General features: G+C 50.1%; 7 protein-coding genes. 6 read left to right on the top strand and 1 reads right to left on the bottom strand.

From position 1 onward, the window contains the following. Window positions 1-28: 28 nt before the first annotated feature. On the bottom strand, window positions 29-4,915 hold the full coding sequence (locus tag ACFOTD_RS29670) for a DUF7507 domain-containing protein (protein WP_378123574.1): 4,887 nt from the start codon (window positions 4,913-4,915) through the stop codon (window positions 29-31). A 193-nt stretch (window positions 4,916-5,108) separates the two neighbouring features. Between ACFOTD_RS29670 and ACFOTD_RS29665 the strand changes: the two genes are divergently transcribed. From ACFOTD_RS29665 to ACFOTD_RS29640, 6 genes are all read left to right on the top strand, one after another. Beyond that, window positions 5,109-5,930 (top strand): methyltransferase domain-containing protein, encoded by an 822-nt coding sequence (locus tag ACFOTD_RS29665; RefSeq protein ID WP_378123573.1) that lies wholly within the window; start codon window positions 5,109-5,111, stop codon window positions 5,928-5,930. A gap of 307 nt (window positions 5,931-6,237) precedes the next feature. Further along, entirely contained in the window at window positions 6,238-6,441 is a 204-nt protein-coding gene (locus ACFOTD_RS29660) for a hypothetical protein (RefSeq protein WP_378123572.1), read from the top strand. A gap of 332 nt (window positions 6,442-6,773) precedes the next feature. Continuing rightward, window positions 6,774-8,432 (top strand): cache domain-containing sensor histidine kinase, encoded by a 1,659-nt coding sequence (locus ACFOTD_RS29655; protein WP_378123571.1) that lies wholly within the window; start codon window positions 6,774-6,776, stop codon window positions 8,430-8,432. Further along, a complete protein-coding gene (locus ACFOTD_RS29650) occupies window positions 8,413-10,026 on the top strand; it encodes a response regulator (protein WP_378123570.1) in 1,614 nt (537 codons plus the stop codon). Before ACFOTD_RS29655 ends, ACFOTD_RS29650 begins: the two co-directional genes overlap by 20 nt. A gap of 115 nt (window positions 10,027-10,141) precedes the next feature. Further along, on the top strand, window positions 10,142-11,563 hold the full coding sequence (locus ACFOTD_RS29645) for an extracellular solute-binding protein (protein ID WP_378123569.1): 1,422 nt from the start codon (window positions 10,142-10,144) through the stop codon (window positions 11,561-11,563). 61 nt (window positions 11,564-11,624) lie between these two features. Continuing rightward, a complete protein-coding gene (locus ACFOTD_RS29640) occupies window positions 11,625-12,494 on the top strand; it encodes a carbohydrate ABC transporter permease (protein WP_378123568.1) in 870 nt (289 codons plus the stop codon).

Below are 12,494 nucleotides of genomic sequence, written 5' to 3'. Positions count from 1 at the left end.
CGCGTTAACCTCAACATGTCGTTGTATCTTATTCTTCGTGCTCGTTGACTCGCACAATGACAATATTAGAGCTGATATTTTGCCGTTGCCGCGACAGGCCAGGCAAGAAGGAAGCCAGTGCCAGATTGTTGACCTTCTTCGTTGACGGTACGAATACAGCTTGCACTTCAAAAGAGAGCAGAATCGTTTGGTCAGAAAGGAGATTGCCCAAGGCGATTCCTCTCTCCGGGTTAAGTCCAGGGGAGGGAACGCCATTGATCATGACGCTGTTGGCAACGAACTTAATACCTTCCTGTAATAAATCGGTCACTACTATTTCTCGGGCCGTAATTTCACCTGTATTGCTGATTTTGAGTGTGTAACGGAAAGTATCGCTTACAAACACTTCGGCCGCACTAGATTCCTTTAGAATGGACAACGGTGGCGCGATGACAGATAAAACGGCCGATACGGTTTGCAGCGGCCGACCTGGTATCTGGACAAACAGGGTGTTCATTACTCTTTCTCCCGGTACTGCATGAGGCGGGACTATAAACGGAAGAACGATAAACAAAGTCACGCCCGGTTCCTGGTTAGCCACCACGCCCTGGAAAGAAAGAAGGGGATCTGAAAAATGGATGTTTTTCAGCGGGACGTTTCCCGTGTTCGTGCCTTCGAGAAAGTAAAACACTTCCTGTCCGGGAACAGCACGCTCGGGAAAGACTGCTTTCCTCAATTCCAGCTCAGGCCTATCGGCGACTTTAACGGATTCCTCGGATTCAATTCGGGGGATTTCAGCCGTTTCGATCACCGCGATATTCCGGAGTATAGTGCCACCCGGCGTTCCCGGCGGTATCGTAAAGGTACGAGAAGCCGATATCAGAATATCGGGCGGTAAATCCGCTGCAGTCTGAACGATACCCAGCATGGAATCTTCAAATCGCACATTGGTCAGGGCGGTGTTGGAAAGATTTTGGAATAGGAACGTGAAGGTCACGGTCTCCCCAGGACTCGCAATGCGGCGATCAACGTTTTTGACAAAGTTTGCTCGCAAGCGTGCAAGGACATTCAATTCTCCCGAGGCCTGGCTTACTCCCGTTTGGTCGGTGGAAACGGTAGCTGTGTTGGTAATGACCGTAGTCGCCTGTATATTCGGAATGACAAACGGGAAACTCAAGCGCTGTTCGGAACCTGAACTCAGAACAGGTATGGCGATCTCCAAACCAATAGCTTCGTCTCTAAGCATAATATTCGTGAGATCGGTATTTCCGATATTCCTCAATGTAAGGATGACGTTAACGGTCTCCCCGGGTCTTCCTTCAGAGGGAGAGAATTTTTTAGCTAGTGAAATAGCTGGTACGCCAATCACGGAAGTTAAGACGGTCGCTTCCGCCGAGTTCGTTTGATCCGAACGAATGACCGTGGTGTTAACGATCTCGGTCCCCGCAAGCATGGTTGCTGGAACCTCAAAGATAAAGTTTAACGTCCGGATCTCTCCTGGGAGTAATGTACCGAGATTTTCGATAATTCCCAGAAGCTCATCGGAGAGCACCGCATTACTTAATGCGATCTCATTCGGGTTCGTTGCGGAAATCGTATATTGAATGGTGTCTCCTGGAGCGGCAGTTGTCTTGCTGGCCGTCTTCGTTACATTTATTGTTAACGGATCGGCATCTACAATAACACGGGCAACCGATTCGACGGATTCAGTCTGATCCGACGTTGCAGTACTGATGTTGCTTAATATCGTTCCGCTCGGTGTTCCCGCCGGAATTTCAAATGGAATGACAAAGGATTGCGACTCTCCGACGTTAAGCGTAGGCAAAATTGCATCCAGGGAAAGAAGCGTATCTCCTACGCCAACAGAAGTTAGCGCCTGATTCCCGGTATTAGCCACCGTGATCGTAAATACCACGATTTCGCCAGGCAGCGCAGTTGCGCGGTTGGTCGTCTTTACTAGACTGATGTACGGTGCCGCCAATACAGCCACAGTAGCACTGGATTCCTGCGCTTCAGCTTCTGTCGGAGCAGCGGTAAATAAGTTGGTAAAAGAAGTGCCGGCCAAAGTATCGGCTGGAATGACAAAGGGAATCGTACCGCTTTCGGTTGCCCCGGGAGCCAGTACGGATATGGTCTGGGCAAATCCCAGCATCGGGTCGGAAAGGGTAATATTCGTTAATGGGATGCTCCCCGTGTTGGTGATCGCGTAGGAGAATATGACGGTGCCGCCCGGCGGAGCTTGCTCCGGTTCAACGGTCTTCGTAAGCACAAAAGCAGGCTGCAGCAATTCTACCAACGCATCGTCTGTCGCCGATACGGTAAAATCGCCAAAATCCCCGGAAACGATAGCAGTGTTGACAAAGGAGGCAACGGCATCTAGCGGAATTGTAAAACGGAATACGATCGTTCTGAACTCCCCTGGCGTCAACGTGCCGAACCGTTCTTTGACGCCTAGGAGCGGATCGGACAGCACGACATTGTTCAATTTGGTTGTGCCTGAATTTTCAATTCTAAAGGTATACGTGATCGTCGAGCCTGGAACCGCGCTGGAGGGAGAAGCCGTTTTCGTCAGGCTCAAGCTCGATTGGCCAAGAACAACAAGGTCGGCATTGGCGAATGCTTGCGCTGTCTGATCGGATGTTACCGAGGCGATGTTGCGGATCACTTCTCCTTGCGCCGAGGTCGATGGTACCGCAAAGGGAATCAACAGACGGAAGGAATCGCCTGGGTTCAGGTCAAACGTTTGATCTACGCGGAGAAAAGGGTCCGTCAGGTGCACGTTGGTCAACAGCGAATTCCCCTCATTAACGACAGTAATCGTATACGACACCATTTGGCCGGGGGCGGCTGTCGACGGATTGACGCTTTTGAAGATGGTCAACTGAGGCAGAACTCCGATGACGATCTCGGCCGTATCGGATACCGGTCCCGTTTCATTCGAGTCGGCAGTCGCTACATTGGAGAGGATGCTCCCCGCCGGCACACCGGTCGGAACTGTAAAGGGAACTTCGAAGCTCCGCACTTCGAGCGAAGCCATAAAAGGAACCACCGAAGTGAACCCGGTGATGGAATCGCTGACGATTATATTGGACAGCGGCGCATTAGAAAGATTGGTGACCTCAAGGGTAAAGTTAACCGCTTCTCCCGGTTGGACGGTGAATCGGTCAGGCCTTTTAATCATCTTCAGCTCATACGCCGGCAATACTGTGATTTGAGCTGTTGCCTCTACTGGGTCGGCTTCGTTGGAAGTTGCAGTAGCTGTATTACGGAGTACTTCTTTGGCAGGGGTTCCGGCAGGCACGATAAAGTCCAAAAACAAGCTCGTCGAAGTTCCCGGATCAAGGCTGGAAATAGTCTGTTCAAACCCAAGCAACGGATCCATGATTCGAATGTCGGTTAGTACGCGGGCACCGATATTCTCTATGAGAAAAGTATAGAAGACAGGTTCGCCAGGAGCTGCGCTTTCGGGAAATACCGTTTTCACAAGATTTAATTCTGCCGCAAGAAATGGGGTGACGACCTCATTGGAAGAAACGGAGCCTTCAATGATGGGGCCATCCGCAATAGCTTGAAAGGAAAAATCCGCCTGGGAGTTATTGACGATAACATCATCCGGCGGACGGGATATCACCTTTACCTGGAAAGTCAGTTCGATTACAGTTCCAGACACAACGTTGCCTAGAAGAATACCTGCACTCGGATTGGCATCTGGAAGTTGAATTCCATTCATAAAGACACTATTCGGAAGAAATAACGTTCCCGAAGGGAGGACATCTAAAAATGATACATCGGCATTCGTCGAACCCGTGTTGCTAATCTCTACAAAATAGGTCAACACCTTCCCTAAAATAGCTTGGGTGGTGTCAACTGTTTTTGTAATCTCTATTTGTGGCGCATTGATATCGATGATTAAACCGAAGGCAATGGGTACATAAGATTCTTGGTCTGTACGAAACAACAGTTCCGCCTGCGTCTGATTTTGCACTAGGGTCGCAGAAACATCAACATTCGTAATATCTAACCCTTGCCGTCCGCCCACGACATTGCTTCCGGGAGTACCATTAATCTGGTTACGAAAGCCGAAGGTGCCCGACGTATCCAATAAGCCATTATCGTCGTTAATTTGAGAAGCAAAGAAGTTATTAATAAAATTATTCGGACCGGAAAGCAAGGTCATGGAGCTGGAATTAGGTCCAAAAAGCACCTGCTCCCCCGGTATGTCGGCATCCCCTTCCAATGCAGCAATTGCCAAACGTCCGGATAACGGCCCAGAGAGCGGCGTTCCGAACCCGCCGATTATGATACGGCTACCTGCGCTGAATTGCCGGATCACAACAGCGCCGACATCGATCGATAAATTTCTAAAAGGGAGCGAAGGGTTCTGGAATGCCACGCATAAAGTCCAACCGCAGCAATTGGTTGCTACAATGTCCTCCAAATTAATCGTCCCTACGACGCCGCCTACAGTATAAGTTCCGGCGCCTTGGGATTGGACAATCGAAGTTACGTCCGCGGAACGTACGTAAACTTGATCGGGCGCCAAAATAGTTTCCTGAAATGCGGTCGCTGGATCCTGAGAAACCGTAAAAGTAAAGTTATCTGGCGTCGTAAAGTTAATGGGCTTGTTTATAAATGCAGAAAGATTAGCACCGCTATTGGCGAAAGTCCCACCCCACACTAATTCGGCATAAAGAACGCTGCTTCCCGGAGGAAGACGCAAAACTGCACTTGAACGATTGGCATTAAAATCACCGGTGGTGCCCGGAGGGAACGTAAAGTATTGCGAGGATGTATCTATGGTGGTGAAGGCTCCAATGGCGCCGAATGTACCCGGAGCAGGTCTAGCTGAACTTTCAGAACGACTCAAACCAAGCGTGTTGCCCGTAAACGTAATGGATCCCATTTCATTAGCGCTAAAACGGAAAATAAACGCCACGTTTATCCCCCCTTTATTCAAGATCGCCACAATATTACTTAGTTTATGTACGGCTGTTTGACCCTGATTCCAAATATGGATGTGAAATTGGATTGGAGAAGTTAGGTAAATGAGCATGGACAAACACATATGCAGTCATGCTGCAGAACGAATAGGCTAGGGAAGGGAGGATACACGAGAAGGGGGGCTTCAGATGAGGATTGATTTGGGATGCGGTGCCCATAAATTCCGGAATTGCATCGGCATCGACCGGACGTCATTTCCAGATACGGATCTCATGCTTGACTTTAATAAGCCCATGCCCTTTGAAGACCACAGTGTCGAATTTGTCATGGCTTCCCACAGTCTTGAATATGCTGAAAATTTACAAAATATGATGCTGGAACTGTACCGTGTATGCAACCATAAAGCAGTCGTGTGCATTGTCGCCCCATACTCCAATGTTAGCTCGAATATCGTTAACCCGCAGTACAAGCAACTATTCAATGAACACTCTCCCCGATATTGGACGCATTGTTCAGAAACGCTTGTAGACGAGGATGAGTTTTTCCTATCCGAAAACAGGGCCTGGTCATTGTTGCAAGAAGATGCACCGGCAATCGATTTCAGAGTGCTGCGTATGGAATTTTTCTATCTTCCTCCATTCCAACAAGGCTACGAACCGGGCGAATTGTCGTTGTTAAGACAGTCGCAGATGAATGTTGCTTACCAAATCATGTTCCATTTACTAGTGGTGAAAAAACCGATTACCAATGAAGAAATACTACTTATTCGTGAATCGGGAAGCCTGGAAGAGCCCGACTATGTGAGTCAACAAAGATCGGTGCCAGACATCGCTGAAGCGGGCGGGCCATTGTATTTTGCAGATCACCTGATCCCTTTAAAAGAAAAGTTACGCAAACGACAGGCTCCTAAGAAACATCAAAGATTATATTCCAATGATAGCAGAAGGCAGCGCAAATCAAGGCAACGCATGGCCGAAATGGAGAGAAGAAGACGCGCAAAACGCCGTTGATTTTATAGGAGAAGGTTCTGCGAGGATGCGGCTTCATACGCATATGCGGGAACAGGAGGGGCGAGGTTTCGCTCCTCTTTTTGTTGCTCTGCCGGCCGACGCGACTTATCTTTACGACAAGTCCATCCTGACGCCGATGGCCTTTAAGGTGATCCCCGACTGTCGTAGTTAAAGCGGTATTGTCGGGTCCGCCGGGAATGGACCACATGCCGGCCAGCGGGCAGTGCGGCTTCGACGGCTATATCGGCCGCTTCGGGGCGCAAGCCTATATCGGAAAGACGCGTATGAGCACCGCGGCGAAGGACATTTGGCAAGGGCGGAGCTGGCGCGTATTCTGGCTGAGATCGACAATCCCGGACTGCTCGTGCTCGATTATGTTGCCAACGTGACGCCTGAGTGCTACAGGGAGACGCTGCCGACATTCATCGACAATGTCACCTATGCGCTGACCCGGACTTCAAACGGCGCGAATTGGCCTCGATTGAAACCGACCGCCCTCGCTCTTCTTTGAAGGGCTGTGGCGGCCGGTTTTATTCGATTAAAGCGAACCTTATGAATTTCATATCTTTATATTCATAATTTCATATTACGGCGGCTGAACGATCGATAAAAAAAACGGAGGTTTGTTGTAAGATGTAGAAAACAGACCCATTTCTATTAGGACGGTGACGATCTCTGGTTGCGTTGTTTATATTCCGCTATTTCGGCAGATCCATGTACCGAAAAATGATGCTGACGTCCTTTCTCATTATCGTGCTCACGGTGTCGGCGCTCGTAGCGAATTTTTATTCCCGCACGGCGGGGGATTTAAAGCGGCAGGCCGTCGAGACAAGCGAAAGAGCGATGCAGCAGTCTGCGGTCGCATTCAATTCCTATTTGGAGAATGTTCGCGGCTTCGCTTGGAGCAACTTTAGGGATTTTGAATTTCAGAAGTTCGTCCAAAGCATGGGCAGCAACCCGGACGCGCTGAGTAAATACACGGGCGACTTTACGATTTATGTGAACGACAACCCCATCGTGTGGTCGATTACCGTCGACCAGTTAAACGGATTTTCCCTAAGAGCCGGAAACGCGATTCCGGATATGCTGCCGGAAGAAAAGGCGCGCATTGCCCGCATAGCCATCGAAGCGAGCGGCAAAGGCGTATGGGTTCCATCGACCATATATGGATTAAATGCAGATCAGATGGAGCAGACGCTTACTTTCACGCAAGCCATTCGAAGTATCTCGCTCACTTCTCCGGGTCCGATCATCGGAGTCATGATGTACAATCTATCTTTCCATTCGTTAGATCAATGGTTCAAGAAAGTAGAAGGAGATCAGTCTAACCGCACGTATATTGTCAAGGCGACCGACGGTACCATCGTGCATTCCCTCGTTCCGTCGGAAAGAGGCGAATCCCTGCTTAGTCCCGATGATCTGAAGTCCGTCAAGAAAGCGAAAGGCGGACATTTCTATTCAAGAAGGGATTTCGGATCGGCTTTAGTCCTTTACGAGAAATTGGAGCGTTCCGACTGGATGCTCGTGACGATGATGCCGGTTAAATTGCTCATTAAACCTGTAAACGATTTCACGAAAAGTACCATCGTATTCGGATCGTTAAGCTTGCTTTTCTCCATGCTGTTAGCGGGATTGTTCTACTCTCGGACGATTACGCCTCTTAAAGAATTAAGCAAAGGCATGAAGGCGATCGAAGTTGGAAATTACGAGGTGAGCCTCCCGGTTAGAAGCTATGACGAGTTAGGGTACATCACGTCGTCGTTCAACCGAATGGCCAAGGAAATTAACCGTCTTATTTTGAAGGTATACGAATCTGAAATTATTAAGAAAAACGCGGAAATCAAAAGCCTGCAATCCCAGATCAATCCTCATTTTCTTTATAATACGCTCGGAATCATCGATAGTTTATCCGCCATCGACGGAGATGCCAGAATATCGTTTATTAGCAGATCGCTTGCAAAAATGTTTCGTTACAACATCAGCGGCGAAGATATGTCTACGATGGAAATGGAAATTCAACAAATTCGGTTGTATTTGTCTATCCAGAAGATCCGATTCGAAGAGAAATTCGATTATTTGATTTACGTAGAACCGGGGTTGGGGCAAGCACCGATTCCGAAGATGCTTCTGCAGCCGATCGTGGAGAACAGCATTCTCCATGGCGTAAGCCGAAGCCGTCATTCCGGAATCGTCAGAATCGAAGTGACAATAGAAGACGGAGATCACGTACAGGTGAAAATTTGGAACAACGGCATGCCGATCGATTCGGAAAGACAGGAATGGCTCCGTGCAAGGTTAGCCGGAACGCCTAAACACGGAGAGTCGGTCGAAACCCGTTCTTCTATCGGCTTGCTGAACGTTCAAGCGAGGATCAGGCTGCTATATGGCGTCGATTGCGGCGTTTCTTTCGAAAGCAGCAGCGCGTACGGAACGACGTTTACTTTGACGTTAAGGAATAAGGTGCACAAGGAGGAAACGAAGGATGAAATATATCGTTCTTGACGACGAGCCGATCATTCGCCAGGGCGTCATCCATAAAATTCGGCAGACGGGATTGCCGCTGTTATTCGCTGGCGAGGCCGACGATGGCGTATCGGGGCTTGAATTGGTTCGATCGGCGAAGCCGGATATCGTGTTGACGGATATTCAGATGCCGGAAATGAACGGCTTGGAGTTCATTCGCATAGCCAAGACCTTGTATCCGCGGATGGAATATATCATTCTCAGCGGATTCGACGATTTCGAATACGCCAAGAAGGCGATTGGCTACGGCGTAAGCCATTATCTCTTAAAACCGGTGGAGGACGAAGAACTATACGAGTCCCTGAACGGCTTAATCGATCGGCTGCAGGCGGAGAACCACCGCGACAAAATGGTCTTAAAGCTGCAGCAACAAGCGGAGACGGGGCAGGAAGCGGCGCGAAGCCAGACGCTCACGAGGCTATTGAACGAAGAGGAAACGAACATCGCGGATCCTTTGTTGGACGAACTGTCCGTCGGCTGCGTTTCTTTTTCATCGGTCGTCTTGCAGGTGGAACCGGTAAAGTTACCCCATTATTCGTTCGCGGAGGACGAAGAGGAACTGATTTGGTTCTCGCTAAAAAACATCGTTAATGAAGGGTTTAAGGCCGGAGGCATCGCGGGCTTTCTCGTTCATAGTTCGCTCAACCGCTGCGAAATCGTATATGTGTTCGGTCTCAAAGCGGGTCAAGATCGTTCAATCGTTCTCTCCGCTGCCGAAACGGTCGCTTACGGCGTTCGTAAGTATTTAAAAATTAACGCGCTGATCGGGATCGGTCCGTTCGCGGATAAGCTTGACCGGATTCAGGAGATTTACCGCGAAGCGAAGCAATCGGCACGGAACGCGGTGCTCCATGGCGGAAACCGGGTATCCCATTGGACCGCGCAACTCCCTTATAAGGCTAACAGGCAATCCATCATCGGCAGCGAGGACAGCAAATTGCTTACGGAATGGTTGGATCGTCTGGATGCGGATCAAATCATTCGTTGGACAAAACGGCGCCTTGGCGCGATCGCGCAAGATCCGAATTCCGTTTTCGTGCAAATCGAATGGTTTTGCGTCGATCTCTATCTGCTGTTCAATAAATATTTGCTTGCCAATGCCGTAGACGCGGAATGGACGATCGGCGAGCTGGACGACATACTGCGCTGGCTGCAACAGATTACGCGATTCGGCGAAATTGAAAAACGGATGATCGATTTGGCTTCTAATGTTATCGCCCGTCTTGCCAGAAACGGAGATATGTCGGGGAAAGAGGTGATGGAGGTCGTTCGGGCGTATATCGATCATCATTTCGCCGAGCCATTATCCCTGCAGTCCATCGGCGAGCGGTTTTCCATTCATCCGAATTACTTCTCCAAACGGTTCAAAGAAAAATACGGCGAAAGCTTCATCGAATATTTAACCTCGCTGCGAATGAAGATGGCTGTCAAGCTGCTGAGCGACACGGATTTAAAAATCCATCAAATCGGGGAAAGAGTCGGCTTCGAAGACGCTGCCTATTTCGGAAGCGTCTTTCGCAAGTGTTACGGCGAGACGCCCAAACAATACCGGGAGCGCTTTCATTCAACTTAAAAATTTCATATCGAATCGGAATAACCCATTAAGATATTCGCTTAAACCTCCGAATCAGCGGACCTATAATTTAATCAAGCAAGACTAAACATACCCGAGGGGGAAGCCATCTAGAATGAAAAAGAAGATTCGCTTGTCCGCTGCATCCATGTTAATGCTGACGATCGCTTTAACGACCGCCGCATGCGGAGGGAACAATGGTAACGAAAATGCGTCTCCGAGCACGAACACCGCCCCTGATGGCAGCGCCGCCACATCCGGCTCCGAATCTCCGAGCGCTTCCGCGCAAGCGGAAACCGTTGAGATCGTCGTGTGGGATAAACCGAGCGCCGACGCGGCCGACAAGGCCTTTAAGGAAGAAGCTTTCGCCGCTTTTGAAGCGAAGTATCCGAATATCAAGGTCACTCACGTCGAGCAGACCAAAGAAAAAGAACGCGAGCAATTCATGACCGCGGTAGCCGGCGGGGAGCAGCCCGATCTTTACAAGAACCCGTACCCGGACATGGAATCTTACATCGCGCAGGGCATTGCGGCAGACATTACCGATCTTTGGAACGGCTTCGAAGGAAAGGACGGCTATTTGCCTTCGTCCCTGAATGCCGGAACGGTGGACGGCAAAATTTACGGCGTTCCGAACGACATGTATGTCACGGGACTGTTGTACAACAAGCAGATGTTCGCCGACGCGGGACTCGATCCGGCTGCGGCCTTGAAGGACTGGGACTCGTTCGGAGCGGCCGCGCAAAAGATGACGGACGCCTCCAAGGGGACTTACGGCTACGCGATCCTCGGCATGGATTGGGCGGATTGGTTCTTCGAGTATTACGTTTGGCAAGCAGGCGGCGATCTGACCGAGAAGCAGCCGGACGGCACGGCTAAATTGACGTTCACGTCCGACGCGACGATCCAAGCGCTGCAATACTACAAAGACTTGAAATTCAAGTATAAAGCAACGCAGAAGAACGTCGTTCAGAGCCTGGACGACAACCAGAAGGACTTCTATACGGGACGCGCGGCTTCCATGATCGCGGGATCCGACTGGATCGGGGGCCTCGTAGCCAAAGGCATAGACCTGAACAACATCGGCTTTTCCGCATTGCCGGTCGGTCCTTCCGGCAAAGCGCCGGCGCAAGTCGGCGGAAGCTACTGGATTCTCAATCCGAAGTCTTCTCCCGAAAAGCAGCAGGCGGCCTTTACGTACGCGACCTATATAACGTCGAAAGCGTACCTCGAATCGGTGCTGCAATACAACAAGGACAACGGCATGTTCCCGAACCTGCTTTCCGTTCGGACCGACGTCGATGTGACGGGCTTCGTCGACGGCCTGCCGCCGGAGGTCGTGAGCGGCGTTCAATCGGCTGCGAAAGACACGCATCTGGAATATTTCCTTAAAGCGCGCTTGAGCCCTTATATCGTCAAGCCGATCCAACAGGCGCTCTTGGACGAGAACACCGATCTAAAGGCCGTGTTGCAGACGGCGCAGGATCTCGCACAGAAGGAAGTCATCGATAAGTATAACGAGGAAGTAAAAAAATAAGAGGGATCGGGATTCTCTCGAAGAGGGAATCCCGATGCTGTTCCAGGGGTGAACGAACCGTATGACCAGAATTACGAACATCCGTTGCATGCCCGTCTTGTTTCTGTTACCGTCCGTGCTCTGCTATCTGTTGTTTAAATACTATCCGCTGTTAAGCATGGTCCGCGTCAGTTTCTTTCGCTACAGCATCGTCAATCCGCCAGGGGCGTTCGTCGGTCTGGCCAACTATACGGAGTTTCTTTCCTCGTCGACCTTCTGGCAAGCCGTATCCAACACGTTCGTGTTTTTCGCGCTTTATCTGGGTCTTACCTTCTGGATTCCGATCGTGCAAGCGCTGCTGCTCAGCGATATTCGCAAGGCGAACGCCTTCTTTCGCTTCATGTACCAATTGCCGACGATCATGCCGGCGGTCGCGGGCGTACTCGTCTGGAAATGGATGTACAACCCCGATTACGGTCTGCTGAATTATTGGCTCCAATTTTTCGGCCTTGGGCCGTATATGTGGCTCAACGACTTGAATATAACGAAGCTGGCCATCGTATTGCCCGCGGTGTTCGCTGGCAACGGCATCTCGCTTCTGCTTTATTATTCGGCTATCAAATCGATTCCGACGGAAATCTTAGAAGCGGCCAAAGTAGATGGAGCCAGTCCTTGGAGAAGAATGTGGACGATGCTGCTGCCGAACATCCGATTCATTATCGTGATCCAGTTCATCGCCTTCATGTCCGGCGTCCTGCTGGCTTACGACAATATTTACGTCATGACGCAAGGCGGCCCGGCGGGAAGCACGACCGTCGTATCGATGCTCGTCGTGAACACGGCATTCCAGCAAGCGCGCTTCGGGATTTCAGGCGCCATGTCCTTGTTCATGTTCTTCGTGATTACGATATTGACCGTCTTGCAAAATAAAATTTCCGCGGAAAAGGATTGA

Origin of the sequence: Cohnella sp. GCM10012308 (assembly GCF_042649185.1) — a bacterium.
Classification (GTDB): Bacteria; Bacillota; Bacilli; order Paenibacillales; family Paenibacillaceae; genus Cohnella.
This window is presented reverse-complemented; position numbering and strand designations above follow the sequence as displayed.